This window comes from Hyphomonas sp., from assembly GCF_965284475.1.
In the GTDB taxonomy this organism is placed as follows: domain Bacteria; phylum Pseudomonadota; class Alphaproteobacteria; order Caulobacterales; family Hyphomonadaceae; genus Hyphomonas.
Map to the genome: position 1 here is coordinate 2292044 of NZ_OZ260087.1, position 14435 is coordinate 2306478.

The window sequence follows — 14435 nt, forward strand, 5'->3', positions numbered from 1 at the left end:
TTTGCAGGTGGGGCCTATGCCGCCGCCACAGCCTCCGGCGCCACAATCGCCTTCGCCTCATCCGACAGCAGCGCGATCAGGTCCGGGTCGCCGATGCCGCGCAGGTATTCGACGAAATCCTGCCCGCTCCCATGGGTGCGCCCGGTCCGCACGATCTGGTCGGCCAGCCGCACGAAATCATCCAGGTCATCCTTGTAGAAAATATCCCGCAGGAATGTGTAGCGGTTGCGGTAGCAGCCGATCACGATCCAGCGCCAGAAGAGGAGAATGTCCTTCTCCATCAGGACGCCCGTTTCCGTCGCCCGGGCAATCCGCCGGATCCAGGCAATGTAATGGTGCAGTGCCGTCACGCTCACTTCCGCGTCCTTGCTGACGACACTGGAGGTCTGCACGAAGGGCACGGTCCGGTCGCCCTCGCGGTATTTCCAGTTGCGGTCCGTGCCAGGGCGCCATTCGGTATTGCGGTCCAGCACGGTGATCAGCCGTACGCGGCTCAGGCTGCCATCACTGGCAAAATCCACCACAGCCTCGGCCTCGAGAATATCGAGGATCTGCGTGTCGAGATCGGTGGTCAGCTTCAGCCGCTCGAGGCTCAGCTGCTGTTCGGCCTGCTTCTGCTGGTTCCGCATCACCACGAGATAGGCGAACGACGCGACCCAGGCCGTGCCGAGCGCAGTGATGCCATAATTGAGGATGGAGAAGGACAGGTCCCGGCGCGATTCGATCTCGAACTCGGTCAGGGCTTCCTGCGGCGGCCAGGTCAGGTCGAGGAAATTCAGGAACAGCTCATTGGTCAGCCCGCTGAGCACGGCCGCGCTAAGCAGGATGAACACGAACGTGACAACACCCAGCAGGCTGAGCGCTATCCAGCGCAGGATCGATTCCGGAAACATGCCTTCCCCCCATGTTGGAAACTGCCGTCAGATACAACAATCAAGGGAAAAACGAGACAGGACAAGTCCTGAAACAACATACCGCATGCCGCCCGCCGGTCCTGATGTGCGGACAGGGCGGGCGCAAGGGAGACCAGACATACCTGTTTTGCATCAGGCTTTGCGGTCTTCGTGCCTTCGACGAGCCGCCCGTCAGGTCGCGGGCGGCCTGGGCTTCGCGCCACGCGGCAGGAAGAGCATGAACTTTGCCAGCGGACGCTTGAACAGGATGAGATAGGCAACGTGCAGCCCGACAAACAGGACAAGCAGGTTCGCGGACAGTTCGTGCACTTCCGATAGCGGGCCCTCGTCGCCTTCGCGTTCCCGTTCGTGGTCATCGTCGTGATCGCGGGCGCGTTTCGCTTCAGTCTGTTCACCCGCAATGGCGGGGGTTGCTGCCAGATTGGCCGACAAGGAGGGCAGGGACCTGCCCCCATCCGTGACAATTCCGGTTCCGGTAGCGGTCACGAGGGTGAGGGCGATGCCCAGCATCAGCGTGCGGCTTATAGCGGGATGCGTGGCTGCGCCCTTCAGTTTCAGCCCTGAGAAGTCGGGATAGAAGCGCGTCAGCCCGAACTGTCGCTCGCCGCCGATCGCCCAGGCAAGTCGCGCGGCAATCACGAAGGCAACGCCATAGCCCAGCCAGGCGTGGGCGGGAAAAATTTCACCTGTGAGGTAAGCAAGGATCGCCAGACTGGCGAGCGTCGCATGATAGAGTCTTACGCGGCTCATGACGTTCATCGCAGGCACCTCTCGTCTCGAAGGGACTGCATTGAGCTAGAGAGCGATCCTTGAAGCGTCCATACGTAGAGTCCCATCCCAAAAGACGACAGGCGCCCCCGAAGGAACGCCCGCCATCCAACTCAGTTTAAGACCCGAAAGCTCATTTCTCCAGCTTGGTGATCTTCGTGCCTTCGATGCTGACACCGGCCATCAGGCCTTTCTGGTTGAAGATGAACGCATAGGCGTCTTCCTTCAGTGTCGAGGTCGACAGGTTCTCAGCCATGCCGGCATTGACCAGCACAACTGTCGGGCCGACGCCGATTTCCCAGCCATCGGAGTCTTCGACATATTTCACCGCGTCATTGTTCATCAGGAATACGGCATAGCCATATTGCTGCGCGCCGGCCTGAAGGCCCCACGAGCCGGTGAACGTGCTGTAATAGTCGGTCACGGTGCCGCCCTTGCGCATCTGGCCTTCACCAAACGCACCGCCAACACCAAGGCCGGCTTTCACGATGGACGGGAAGATCAGAACGGCGCGCGACTGGCCTGCAATGGCGCGGGCAGCCGCGTTTTCAGATGTCAGCTTGTTCAGCGCCTGCTGGCTATCTGAATCGATGTCCTGGCGGCTGATCTCGTTCGGCAGGCTGTTACAGGCCGTGGCGAGGGCTGGCGCGCCAACGAGAAGGCAGGCGGCGAGGAGTTTGGAACGGAATTTTGCCATGAGGGGTCTCCTGTTCAGGCATATGATCAATCTTACCGCTCTACGCAGGTGCGTACAACTTGTTCCGCCTATTCAACGGGTTCCCTCGCGGCGCTCTGGACGATTGCGTCATGCCGCGCTAGCTCAGTTTCCATGAAAGATCGCATTCTCCCGTTTGACGGTGTTCGCAATTTCCGTGACTTTGGCGGCTATGCCTCGCGCCATGGCGGCACGGTCAGGAAAGGCCGCCTCTACCGCTCCGGTCACTATGCTGAGGCCACCGAGGCTGACCTTGAAAAGATTGCCGATCTTGGCATCCACCTGCAGGCAGACCTGCGCCGCCCGGACGAGCGCGAGAAACAACCCGGCAAATGGTCGGCTCCCAATACGATCACGCATGATGGCGGCCGCGAGACCGACGCGCCCCATACGCGCTTCCTGACGCAGCTGGAGGTGGACGCCGCGTCCGCCGATGGCTGGATGAACGATTATTACCGGCTTGCCCCCTACAAGCCGCATCATACTGAATTGTTCTCCGACTGGTTCCGCCATCTGGCCGGCCTCGAAGGCGATGGCGCAGGCGTCGTCAACTGCGCCGCCGGCAAGGACCGCACCGGCATCCTCTGCGCGCTGACCCATCACATCCTCGGCGTCAGCGATGAGGACATCCGCACTGATTACGACCTCACCAACAAGGCCGTTAACGTGTCCCTTTTTCTTCCCGAAGCGGCGAAATATTTCAACGACATGCTGGGCAAGCACCATGATGTCGAAGTCTACCGCCCGTTTCTCGGCGTCCGTCTGCGCTATCTGGAAACCGCCTTTACAACCATTACCGCGAATTCCGGCTCGATTGACGCCTACCTCTCAGACACGCTCTTCGTGGATGACGCCATGCAGAAAGCGATTCGCGACCGGCTGATCGAACCGGACTGATGCGGACTTCGCTCAGGATGAGCCTCCGCTTTGTTTCCTTGCCCCCCTCCGCCCGAAGCCGCTAAAGTCCCCGCGATGAGCGAATCCGATATCCCTGAACGCGATGACCAGACCTTCTCCATGTTCGGAGACGAGGCCGCGTCCGAATCGCCCAGGTCCTATCAGGTTCTCGCCCGTAAATACCGCCCGCGCCTGTTCACCGACCTGATCGGCCAGGAGGCCATGGTCCGCACGCTTTCCAACGCGTTCGAAACAGGCCGCATCGCCCATGCCTTCATGCTCACCGGCGTGCGCGGCGTGGGCAAGACGACCACGGCGCGCCTGCTCGCCCGTGGCCTCAATTACCGCCGCGAAGGCCATGACGGCCCGTCCATCCATCTCGACCCGCCTGGCGAGCATTGCGATGCCATCATGGCCAGCCGCCATCCGGACGTGCTGGAACTCGACGCCGCCTCCCGCACCGGCGTCGCCGACATGCGCGACCTGCTCGACGGGGCCCGCTACGCGCCCGTCTCGGCGCGCTACAAGGTCTATATCATCGACGAAGTTCACATGCTGTCGACAGCCGCATTCAACGCGCTGCTGAAGACGCTGGAAGAGCCCCCGCCGCATGTGAAATTCATCTTCGCCACGACAGAGATCCGCAAGGTGCCGGTCACCGTCCTGTCGCGATGCCAGCGGTTTGACCTGAAGCGGCTCGATTCGGCCGAACTCGCCGCCCACCTGAAGCGTATCGCCGACCGCGAAGGCGCCAAAGTCTCCGAAGAAGGCCTCGCCCTCATCGCCCGCGCCGCCGAAGGCTCGGTGCGCGACGCGCTGTCCATTCTCGACCAGGCCATCGTCCAGACCATGCACGGTGATGAAGTCTCCGGCCCCGCCGTGCGCGACATGCTCGGCCTTGGCGACCGGGGCCGCCTGCTTGACGCGTTCAGCTTTGCCGTCAATGGCGACGCGAAGGCCGCGCTCGGTGAGATCAGGGACCAGGTCCATGCCGGGGCAGACCCTTCCGTCATCCTTAAGGACCTGATGGACATTGCCGCCGATGTCGCCGTCGCGCAGGCAACCGGCGGCGACTATGACCCTGGCGGCCCGGCCGACTGGACGGCCCGCACACAGGCCCTCTCCCAGAAGCTGACGCCTGCCCAGGCCTCGCGCTGCTGGCAGATACTGCTCTCCGGCTTCAACGACCTTCAGACCGCGCCCGATACCGCGACGGCGCTCAACATGGTGCTCCTGCGCCTTTCGGCGGCCAGCCGCCTGCCATCGCCGGAAGAGGCCGCCCGCATGATTGCCGCCGGAGGCAGTGCCTCGCCGGGAAAGCCTGACGCCCCCCAGGAGGCGCCGCCCCAGCCCGGCGGCATCGCCAGCTTTGCCGACATCATTGTCCGCCTCGATGAATTGCGCGAAGTGAACCTTCAGGTCGAACTCGAACGCTTCGTGAGGCCCGCCGCGATCACGCCCGGCCATCTCGCCTGCGAGCTGGAACCGAACGCCCCGGCAGACCTGCTCGCCCGCCTCCGGAAATTTCTCGAATACGAAACCGGTATGGACTGGACGGTCCAGCAGGTGTCCGGCGGCGGCGAGACCGTGCGCCAGATTGAAATCCGCACCCGCCAGGAGCGCTTTGCCTCTGCCGCCGCGCACCCGGCCGTGATCGCCGCCCTGCAAAACCTGCCGGGCGCAACCATTGTTGATGTCATTGAGCCGCAGCCGCTTGAATCCGACGCTCCGGCTGACAATGTCATCAGCCTCAATTCCCGTCGCTAGATACAGGAAGACCCGCCATGGTAGACCTCGCCAAGATCATGCAGCAAGCCCAGGAAATGCAGACCAGGATGCAGGAGGCCCAGACAAAGATCGAAGCCACCGAAGCAGACGGTGTCGCCGGCGCAGGCCTGGTCCGGGTGCGCCTGAAGGGCAAGGGCGAACTGATCTCCGTGCAGATCGACCCGTCACTGACGGGCGACGACCCGGAAATTCTCGAGGATCTCCTGAAGGCGGCCCATTCGGACGCCCGAAAGCGCCTCGACCAGGCCATGGAAGAGGCCATGAAAACCGCCACCCAGGGCCTCGGCGGCGGCATGCTCCCCGGCTTCAAGCTGCCTTTCTGATCGCAGCTCCATGTCACAACGCTCCGCCGGTCCTGAACTCCTCCGCCTGATCGAGCTGATGGCGCGCCTGCCGGGTTTCGGCCCGCGCTCGGCCCGGCGAGCGGTGCTGTTCCTGTTGAAACGCAAGGACCAGATCCTGCTGCCACTGGCCGATGCCCTGCGCGACGCAGGCGAAAAGATCGCGCGGTGCGAGACCTGCGGGAATTTCGACACGGTACAGCCCTGCGCCATCTGCCGGGCCGATGGCCGCGACGATGGCCTCATCTGTGTTGTCGAGGACGTGCCGGACCTCTGGGCGCTGGAGCGTGGCGGGTCGTTTCGCGGCCGCTATCATGTGCTGGGCGGTGTTCTGTCGGCCATTGACGGCGTCACGCCGGACGATCTGAATATCGGGCCGCTCGTCGCGCGGGTCGAACGCGGCGGCATCCGTGAAGTCATCCTGGCCCTTAACGCCACAGTCGACGGCCAGACCACCGCCCATTATGTGGCTGACCAGCTCGAAGGCCTCGGCGCCGACATTACCCGGCTGGCCCATGGCGTGCCTGTGGGCGGTGAACTCGACCATCTTGACGACGGCACGCTGGCCGCCGCCCTGCGGTCACGCCGCGATGTGAAGACCTAGCGCCTACTCGACGACATCCACCCGATAGATGCCGTCCATGTTCTTGGTCGCGACATAGAGGTGCCCGTCCGGGCCCTGGATCACGTCGCGAATCGGGAAGCTCTCGGCGTCACCGGTCAGCAGGTCTTCACGGCCGGCCACCTTGCCGTCTTCCATGTCGATGCGGACCAGTTTCAATCCAGCCGGGCCATTCATGCCGCCGGTGAACAGGTCGCCCTTCCAGCCGGGATAGACGTCGCTTGTCAGCTTGGTCAGGCCCGACGCCGCAATTGACGGCACCCAGTATGTCAGGGGCTGTTCCATGCCTTCCGCTTCGGTCTTGCTGGTGATGATGGTGCCGTCATAGTTGACGCCATAGGTGACTGTCGGCCAGCCGTAATTGGCCCCCTTGCGGATCAGGTTCAGCTCGTCACCGCCCTTGGGGCCATGTTCGGTGGAATAGAGCGTGTCGGTGTCGGCATCATAATAGAGACCCTGCGGGTTGCGGTGGCCATAGGACCAGACCGCCGGATGGCCAACCGTGCCATCCGCAAACGGGTTGTCCTCCGGAATGCTGCCATCGGCATTGATGCGGATGACCGATCCGTGCGTGGCTTTCGGATCCTGCGCCAGGTCCATGAAGGCAAAGCCGTCGCCCAGCGTGGCGTAAAGCGTGCCATCCGCAGCGAATTGCAGGCGCGCGCCATAGTGCAGCGCCGTGTTGCGCGTGTCGGCCGCGAAAATCTCGGTCACGTTTTCCAGTGCGTTGCCATCATCACTCAGGCGGGCCTGGATGATGGCCGTCATATTGTCTGCGGCGTTGCCTTTTGAATAGGCCACATAGACCAGCCGGTTCGTCCCGAAATCCGGGTCCAGTGCCAGGCCGAGATAGCCTGCCTGCCGCTCTGTATAGGCTTCAGGCATGCCACTGACGGCGACCGGCGTGCCTTCGCCGCCCGCCACGCGCTTGAGGCCGCCCTCCTTTTCGGTGAACAGCAGGTCGCCATTCGGCAGGAAGACCATGCCCCATGGAAACTCCGCTTCGGCCACTACCTGGGTGAGCTTGAGCGTGGTGTCGCTGGAGACGGCCGGTGTCTGGATATCGGCATTGCTGCACGCGGCGAGGAACAGGCTGGATGCGAGGCTGGCAGTGATGAGACGCATGGAAACTCGGGTCCTTGTGTTGGAAGGTCTGACCAGACGATAGTGCGGTGCGCCGCGCGAACCAAACAAAAAAGGGGCAGCCCGGATGAGCTGCCCCCAGTTTGGATGCCGGCGCGGATCTGTCTGCCCGCGCCGGATTTGGTATGAACTACCAGGATTTCCGGACCGTGATGCCGTAAAGGGCAGGCTCGGTCAGGAAGATGTTGGTGAACAGGCCCGAGCTGTCATCGGTCAGGTAGGCACCCGTGATGACTTCTTCGTCGGTGATGTTCTTGGCGAACGCCTCAACGCCCCATCCGCTCTCTTCATTGGCCAGCACAAGCGAGAGGTTGAGGTTGGTCCAGCTGTCGAGTTCATCGCGCTGGGTGTTGAAGACGCGGCTGTAGCTGTCAGCCTGGTAGTAGAAGTCGCCTCGCACGGTCATGTCCCAGGCCGAATTGTTCACGGAATTGAACGTGTACTCGGCGGCCAGGTTCAGTGTCATCTCCGGTGCACCCGGCAGCGAATTGCCGTCCAGGTCCTTGGAGATGCCGTCGAACGGTGTCAGTGCGCCGATCGTCTGGGTCACGCCATCGCCGTCGACATAGGTCACGTTGCCGAGACCGAAGGCGGCCTCACTTCCGGCAAAGGCACCGGCGCAGAGCCCGCGCGTGGACCCATTGGCGAGCGCTCCGCCCTGGATCGCCCCGAGCACAGTGGCATAACCCTGGGCCGAGACGACGCAGTTCGAATAGCTCGAAGCGTTCTTGATCGTGACGAAGTTCGGATCGCCATTCGTCCGGTCAAGCACGTCGATACCCGTCGTGCCCTGCAGTTCGGAATTCAACAGGCCGAGATTGGCTGTCAGCAGCCAGTTGTCCGCCGGTGTCCAGAGATACTCGACTTCGAGACCGCTGATCTTGGCATCGACGTTGAAGTTCGCCGAGGTCCGGTTGACGATCTGGGTGATCTGGTAGCCCTGGTAGTCATAGTAGAAGCCGGTCACGTTGAGCGACTGGGTGTTGTTGGCAAACGTGTTCTTTGTACCAAGTTCGAACGCGTCGATGAATTCCGGATCGAACGTCTGAGGGAACAGGTTCGCACCGGCAGGCTGTGGCGGGTTGATGCCGCCGCCCTTGTAGCCCTTGGAGTAGAACGCGTAGACCAGCGTGTCATCCGTGGCCGCAAGTGTTGGCGACCAGTCAAGACCGATACGGCCGGTTGTTTCCTGGAAATCCGCCGTAAGGAGGCCGATCGGAACGCCGGCTTCCGGCAGCGCCGCGACCGGTGTGAACAGGGCCGAAGGCACGACATCCTGCTCTTTTTCATCGTTGGTGTAACGCAGGCCGAGCGTGAATTTCAGCTCGTCCGTGATGTCGTAGTAACCTTCGCCGAAGAAGGCTTTCGACTTCAGGCGGTAAGGAGACAGCGAGCGGAAATAGTTCCGGCCAAAGCCCTCGAGGGAATTCAGCACATTGCCGTCATCATCGGGGTTGGATTCGTCAAGCGGTGTCAGGCCACCGAAGACTGCGCCGCCCAGGGCGTTGTTCAGCTGGGTAAGCGCTGACAGCGAGTTGGACAGAACGTAATAACCGGCCTGGTTGTCCTGCGGGTCAATCGCTTCGCCATCGACATAGATCATGCCGAGATTGAAGTTGAACGGACCATCATAGGAAGACTGCAGGCGGAATTCCTGTGTTGTCGTCTCGGTGGCGCCGCCCGAGACATCGAACGTGCGGAACAGGTTCGATACACCGAGTTGCGGGTCGGATACGACACCGCCCGGGAAGAGCAGGTCGTAGACCGCCTCTGCGCCCGGTGCGAGAAAGAATGGTCCTGCCGTTGTGTTGAAGGCGATTGTCGGCGCGATCTTGTTGTAATCGTCGACCGAAACCTGGTCGGTTTCGTTGCGGCTGGTCAGCGAGGTCAACTTGAGGCTGTTACCAATGTCCAGCTCAAGCTTGAGTGTATAGAGATCCTGCTGGGCCTTGTAGACCGGATCAAGCGCCGATTCGATATTGCGCAGGTTCGGGTCCAGCGGTGTGTTGAACGCATCGCCGTTCAGCAGGCCGGCGATAATGCCGAGGCCACCACCCAGCGTACCGGCAGAGTTCACCCGGTCATAGCTGTCGCTGAGAGGGGCGTTCTGACAGCCGAGTGAGGTGACGAGCGTGTCGAGGCCCGTGATCGGAATACCGGCAAAGCTGGTCTTGGTCGGGTCTTTCTTACAGAGCTGCTTGCCGGCGCGGATGCGGTCATCATCCTCGTCGAAGTGCTCGTAGGACAGCCAGCCGCGGAAATTGTCGGTTGGCTCGAAGCCGAGGGTGGCGCGCACCGACCACAGCTCGCGGCCGTTGACGTCGTTGCCCGTGACCGTGTTGTCGGTATAGCCGTCGCGCGTCGTGATGGCGCCTGCAACGCGCAGGGCCACTTTCTCGCCAACCGGCACGTTGACCATGCCCTGGCCCTTGAGCGTGTTGTAATTGCCATAGGTCAGTGCGGCATCGGCCTGGAATTCACCGAAAACCGGCTTGCGCGTGATAATGTTCACAACACCGCCGGTCGAGTTGCGGCCATACAGCGTACCCTGAGGACCGCGCAGGACCTCGACGCGCTCGATGTCGAAATATTCCTGCTCGTACAGGAAGTTCGCGCCGAGCGGCACATCGTTCTGGTGGATACCGACGCCGGCATCCGACGATTGCGCAACGGCGTCGTTGCCGATACCGCGGATCTTGAAGTTGCTGCCCGTGAAGTTGCCCTTCGTGAACGACACGTTCGGAACGGCTTTCACGAGGTCAGCGCCGCCAGTCAGCTGGAGGCGGTTGATCGCATCTTCATCGAAAGCCGAAACGGCGATCGGAACATCCTGGATGGATTGTTCGGTTTTCTGCGTGGTGACCGTGACGGTCGCCAGCGTGCGGGTCGATTCCGGCACGTCGGCGTCCTGAGCCCAGGCCGACTGACCGAACAGTCCGATTGCCAGCGCAGACGCGCTCGCGAACAAGACGGTTTTCGAGTCTGTTTTCCGTGTCATTCTAAATTTTCCTCCCCTCGGGCCCGTCGGGATTGCAGGCCGCGAAATGTGATATTTTTCCGAGCGTCCTCATTAACGGGACCACTTCATCGCACATCAGAAATTGAGTGGAGGGGTATTGTCAACAGGTTTGCATGGCTGCCATGCATTTGATTTGACGCAGGTGTCATAAATGTAACGCTGCCGACTTGGCCCTTTACGTAGGGGCTGGTAGAGCCCCGCAATGAAACCAGATCACATATCAGCACTCGTCCTTTTTTCCGGCGGACAGGATTCTGCGACCTGCCTGGCAGACGCCCTGGCACGCTATGGGCGTGTGGAGACGGTCGGCTTCGATTACGGGCAGCGTCATCGGGTCGAACTTGAATGCCGCAGCGCCTTTCGGGAGTCGATTCGCGACCGGTTTCCCGCATGGGGCGAGCGTCTCGGGCCGGATCACATGCTCGACGCCAGTGTCCTCAAGCGTCTCGGCCAGAGCGCCATGACCGATGACGTCGCCATCGAGATGACCCAGGCAGGCCTGCCATCCACATTCGTCCCCGGACGGAACCTGCTATTCTTCACGCTGGCCGGGGCGCTGGCCTATCGCCGGGGGCTGTCTGTCCTCATCGGCGGAATGTGCGAGACCGACTATTCGGGCTATCCCGATTGCCGGGCCACCACGATGGCGGCGCAGGAGCAGACCCTGCGCCTCGGGCTGGACACCGACATCCGCATCGAGACGCCGCTGATGCACATCGACAAGGCGGCAACCTGGGCCATGGCCGAACGGCTGGGTGGCACGGCCCTCGTCGACCTCATCATCGAGCAGACGCACACCTGCTATCTTGGTGACCGCACCCGCCGGCACGATTGGGGGTATGGCTGCGGCACGTGCCCGGCCTGTGAACTGCGCGCGTCGGGCTGGACACGCTGGAAGGGCGCGGCATGACCTGGACTGTCAAGGAAGCCTATTACACGTTGCAGGGTGAAGGCGCGCAGACCGGCCGCGCGGCGGTTTTCCTGCGCTTTGCCGGATGCAACCTGTGGTCGGGGCTCGAACGCGACCGGGACACTGCCGTCTGCCGCTTCTGCGACACGGATTTTGTCGGCACGAATGGCGTGAATGGCGGCAAGTTCCGCACCGCTGCCGACCTCGCGGCGCATGTCAGGGCTGTCTGGGAGGCCGAAGCGGGCTCCGCGCGCCCGGCCTATGTCGTCTGCACCGGCGGCGAGCCGCTGCTCCAGCTCGATGCGCCCCTGATTGCGGCCCTCAAGGCCGAAGGATTTGAAATCGGCGTCGAGACCAATGGCACGATTGCCGCCCCTGAAGGGCTCGACTGGATCTGCGTCAGCCCCAAGGCCAATGCGCCGCTGGTGCAGACGCGCGGTAACGAGCTGAAACTCGTGTTTCCGCAGGACGAGCCCGAAGCGCAGCCGGAACGGTTCTCGCAACTGGACTTTTCGCACTTTTTCCTGCAACCGAAGGACGATCCCCATGCGGCCCAGAACCTGCAGGGCGCAACGACCTATTGTATGAAGAATCCCCAATGGCGACTGAGCTTGCAAACCCACAAACTGATCGGGCTTCCCTGACACCGGAAGGCCGCGTCTTCGCGATCACCAAATCGGTGAATTTCGAGGCTGCCCATTATATGGGCGGCAAGCCCGAGGGACATCCCTATCGCAATGTTCACGGGCATTCCTTCCTGCTGGAAGCAACCGTATCCGGCACGGTCAAGCCGGGCGAGCAATGGGTCGAGGATTTCTCGCGTCTGACAGCCAGCCTGCAGGCGACAGCCGGAAAGCTGGACCACAAGCTGCTCAACGAAATTGACGGGCTCGCCGTGCCGACCCTGGAGCGTATCTGCCTCTGGGCCGCAGCCGATCTCGCACCCGGCCTGCCGGGGCTCAGCCGGGTTGCCGTGTCCCGGCCAAGCCTCAACGAGCGCTGCGAGCTGGTGCTCTAGCTCTTGCTCTGGAGCTTCTTGGCGAACTTGCGGGCGAAACGATCCGAGGCCTTGTTGGCATCATACCAGGTCGTCAGGCCGGTCTGACGGATATCGTTTTCAAACCAGTCATAGGTCAGGCTGCCCATTTCGGCGCCACTCGCGTCGAACGCAGTGGCCGTCAGTTTCATGCCGCCAATGCTGACTGAGTCGCCATAGTCGAGGCCCGGCGTGTCGCCGAGCTGCTTGAAGGTCGGCTTGCTGGGCACGGCCCGTTCGATTGTCACCAGGACCCGGTCGACGTCGAGGCCGGCAGACTCGAATTCGCGCATCAGGTCCTGCTCGATCTTCCCGGCGAGATAGGTGCCCTCCCGCGTGCCGTAATCATCTTCGAGCGATTTCTCGAAATCGGCTGAATAGCCGATCGAGATTTCGGTCGCCAGCGCGGCGGGGGCAAAAAGCATGGCGGTCGCGGCGGCTGCGAGTACGTATTTCATGGGTGATCCTCCTGAAGGTTCCATGACATAACATACTACGCCGCCGCCGGTTCCTGAAGTCACAGCGCTGTGAGCGGCCACATCAGACCGTGTCGACGAACACGATCTCGGCATCGTCAATGCCTTCCAGCGTCAGGGTGTCGGGGCCGGTCACCGCCGCACCGTCACGGGCATTCAGCACGTCGCCATTGAGGCGCACCGATCCGGCGGCCAGCACGAGATAGCCATGGCGACCCGCTTTCACCTCATAGGTCAGCGTCTCGCCGGTCTTGAGTGTGGCGCCGAGCACCCGGGCGTCCTGGTTGATCACCAGGCTGTCACTGGCACCGTCACCAGAGGCCAGCACGGCCCAGTTGCCGGAGCGTTCGCCCTTGGGAAACTTGCGCGCACCCCAGCCGGGCTTGCCACCCGCCGAACGCGGCTGGATCCAGATCTGGAACAGGGTCGTGGCTTCGTCTTCCTCATTCCATTCCGCATGCTGGACGCCGCTGCCAGCGCTCATCACCTGAACGTCACCGGCCTCTGTGCGGCCATGATTGCCCATCGAGTCCTTGTGAGTGATCGCCCCTGTGCGGACATAGGTGATGATCTCCATGGACTGGTGGCCATGCGGCGGGAAGCCGGTGTGCGGCTGGATCGTGTCATCATTCCAGACGCGCAGGGCGCCTTCGCCCATGCGGCGCGGATCATGGTATCCGGAGAAGGAGAAATGATAGTTTGCATTGAGCCACTCATTCTTGAAGCGGCCCAGGCTTTCAAAGCGTCGAATGTCAATCATCGGTGTGCTCCATCGGGCTTGTGTTCGTGTTGAGCCCTATATGGCATGGCCTGGAATCCGTTGTAGGGCAGGTGCCGGATCACATTTATGCAATTTGCGTATGACTGGACGTGGCCCCGGAAACTCCTACCTGAGATGCGCATGCTGCCGCTGGTTCATCATCCTGATTATGACGCCCATACCGTGGCTGACGACCATCGCTTCCCGATGCGGAAATACGCACTGGTTGCCGAAATGCTGCAGGCTGAGGGGCATGCCTTCATCGCCCCGGTCCATGCGCCCGAAAACTGGCTCCACCTCGCCCACGCGCCCGCCTATGTCAGCGCCATTCTCAGCCAGACACTCGATGCAAAGGCTGCCCGCACCATCGGCTTCGAGATGACCCCCGCCATTGCCCGCCGCTCCCGCGCGGCTGTCGGCGGCACCTGCCTCGCGGCACGTCTGGCGCTGGAACATGGCGCGGCGGTCAATCTCGCTGGCGGCAGCCATCATGCCGGGCCGGAGGCCGGCGCTGGTTTCTGCGTCTTCAATGATGTTGCCGTCGCGGCGAAACTCCTGCTGGAGGAAGGCGCGGTCCGCCGCGTGGCCGTGATCGATTGCGACGTTCACCATGGCGACGGCACGGCCCTGATCTTCGCTGGCGAACCGCGCGTCTTCACCGCCTCACTCCACTGCCAGGAGAACTGGCCGCGCACCAAGCCGCCTTCCGATCTCGACATCGGCTTACCGAAGGGCACGGGTGATGCGGCCTATCTGGCCGCGCTGGAGACGTTCGTGGAACAGGCCCTTGCCACTGCGCCGGACCTTGTCTTTTACAATGCCGGGGTCGACCCGCACGCCGATGACCGTCTCGGCCTGCTCAGCCTGACCGATGAAGGCCTCGGCGCGCGTGACCGATATGTCGCCGCAGCCTGCGCCTCACGCGCCATCCCGCTCTGCGGCGTCCTCGGCGGCGGCTACAGCACTGATCCCCGCGCCGTCGCGCGGCGCCATTGCGGACTGGTGGCGGCGCTGAATTAGCCGTTCAGGGGCTTGCCCCGACTCAC

General features: G+C 62.4%; 15 protein-coding genes. 8 read left to right on the forward strand and 7 right to left on the reverse strand.

From position 1 onward, the window contains the following. Positions 1-14: 14 nt before the first annotated feature. The 3 genes from ACQ66M_RS11350 to ACQ66M_RS11360 all read right to left on the reverse strand — a co-directional run bounded on the left by ACQ66M_RS11350 (position 15) and on the right by ACQ66M_RS11360 (position 2379). The gene (locus ACQ66M_RS11350) at positions 15-893 is read right to left on the reverse strand and encodes a hypothetical protein (protein ID WP_430403867.1); all 879 of its coding nucleotides are present in this window, start codon (positions 891-893) and stop codon (positions 15-17) included. A gap of 192 nt (positions 894-1085) precedes the next feature. Continuing rightward, positions 1086-1664: a cytochrome b/b6 domain-containing protein gene (locus ACQ66M_RS11355; protein WP_430403869.1), complete on the reverse strand. Its 579-nt coding sequence runs from the start codon at positions 1662-1664 to the stop codon at positions 1086-1088. A gap of 151 nt (positions 1665-1815) precedes the next feature. Next, positions 1816-2379, reverse strand: a complete 564-nt coding sequence (locus ACQ66M_RS11360; protein WP_350171317.1) for a lipid-binding SYLF domain-containing protein — start codon at positions 2377-2379, stop codon at positions 1816-1818. 132 nt (positions 2380-2511) lie between these two features. On the opposite strand from ACQ66M_RS11360, the gene ACQ66M_RS11365 reads away from it, so the two are divergent. The 4 genes from ACQ66M_RS11365 (at position 2512) to recR (ending at position 6027) form a co-directional block, all read left to right on the forward strand. Further along, positions 2512-3294 (forward strand): tyrosine-protein phosphatase, encoded by a 783-nt coding sequence (locus ACQ66M_RS11365; protein WP_350171316.1) that lies wholly within the window; start codon positions 2512-2514, stop codon positions 3292-3294. A gap of 75 nt (positions 3295-3369) precedes the next feature. Next, entirely contained in the window at positions 3370-5061 is a 1692-nt protein-coding gene (locus ACQ66M_RS11370) for a DNA polymerase III subunit gamma/tau (protein ID WP_430403871.1), read from the forward strand. A gap of 17 nt (positions 5062-5078) precedes the next feature. Further along, positions 5079-5405: a YbaB/EbfC family nucleoid-associated protein gene (locus ACQ66M_RS11375; RefSeq protein ID WP_350171314.1), complete on the forward strand. Its 327-nt coding sequence runs from the start codon at positions 5079-5081 to the stop codon at positions 5403-5405. 10 nt (positions 5406-5415) lie between these two features. Beyond that, positions 5416-6027 (forward strand): recombination mediator RecR, encoded by a 612-nt coding sequence (recR, locus tag ACQ66M_RS11380; RefSeq protein WP_350171313.1) that lies wholly within the window; start codon positions 5416-5418, stop codon positions 6025-6027. A 3-nt stretch (positions 6028-6030) separates the two neighbouring features. On the opposite strand, the gene ACQ66M_RS11385 is transcribed toward recR, so the two are convergent. Both ACQ66M_RS11385 and ACQ66M_RS11390 read right to left on the reverse strand, forming a co-directional pair. Beyond that, entirely contained in the window at positions 6031-7170 is a 1140-nt protein-coding gene (locus ACQ66M_RS11385; RefSeq protein ID WP_430403873.1) for a PQQ-dependent sugar dehydrogenase, read from the reverse strand. 148 nt (positions 7171-7318) lie between these two features. Continuing rightward, positions 7319-10186, reverse strand: coding sequence for a TonB-dependent receptor (locus ACQ66M_RS11390; protein WP_430403875.1), 2868 nt, complete (start codon positions 10184-10186; stop codon positions 7319-7321). A gap of 223 nt (positions 10187-10409) precedes the next feature. On the opposite strand from ACQ66M_RS11390, the gene queC reads away from it, so the two are divergent. The 3 genes from queC to ACQ66M_RS11405 are packed head-to-tail and all read left to right on the forward strand — an operon-like array spanning position 10410 to position 12135. Next, positions 10410-11117, forward strand: coding sequence for a 7-cyano-7-deazaguanine synthase QueC (queC, locus tag ACQ66M_RS11395; RefSeq protein WP_430403877.1), 708 nt, complete (start codon positions 10410-10412; stop codon positions 11115-11117). Then, entirely contained in the window at positions 11114-11761 is a 648-nt protein-coding gene (gene queE, locus ACQ66M_RS11400) for a 7-carboxy-7-deazaguanine synthase (RefSeq protein WP_430403879.1), read from the forward strand. Before queC ends, queE begins: the two co-directional genes overlap by 4 nt. Next, complete coding sequence (locus tag ACQ66M_RS11405) at positions 11716-12135, forward strand: 6-carboxytetrahydropterin synthase (protein ID WP_430403881.1); 420 nt, start codon at positions 11716-11718, stop codon at positions 12133-12135. The genes queE and ACQ66M_RS11405 overlap by 46 nt, the downstream gene beginning before the upstream one ends. Here ACQ66M_RS11405 and ACQ66M_RS11410 read toward each other — a convergent pair. Both ACQ66M_RS11410 and ACQ66M_RS11415 read right to left on the reverse strand, forming a co-directional pair. Next, entirely contained in the window at positions 12132-12611 is a 480-nt protein-coding gene (locus tag ACQ66M_RS11410; protein WP_430403883.1) for a hypothetical protein, read from the reverse strand. The genes ACQ66M_RS11405 and ACQ66M_RS11410 overlap by 4 nt on opposite strands. A gap of 82 nt (positions 12612-12693) precedes the next feature. Next, positions 12694-13389: a pirin family protein gene (locus tag ACQ66M_RS11415; protein ID WP_430403885.1), complete on the reverse strand. Its 696-nt coding sequence runs from the start codon at positions 13387-13389 to the stop codon at positions 12694-12696. Between the two features lie 135 nt (positions 13390-13524). Between ACQ66M_RS11415 and ACQ66M_RS11420 the strand changes: the two genes are divergently transcribed. Continuing rightward, entirely contained in the window at positions 13525-14409 is an 885-nt protein-coding gene (locus tag ACQ66M_RS11420) for a histone deacetylase family protein (RefSeq protein ID WP_430403887.1), read from the forward strand. Positions 14410-14435: the final 26 nt, after the last annotated feature.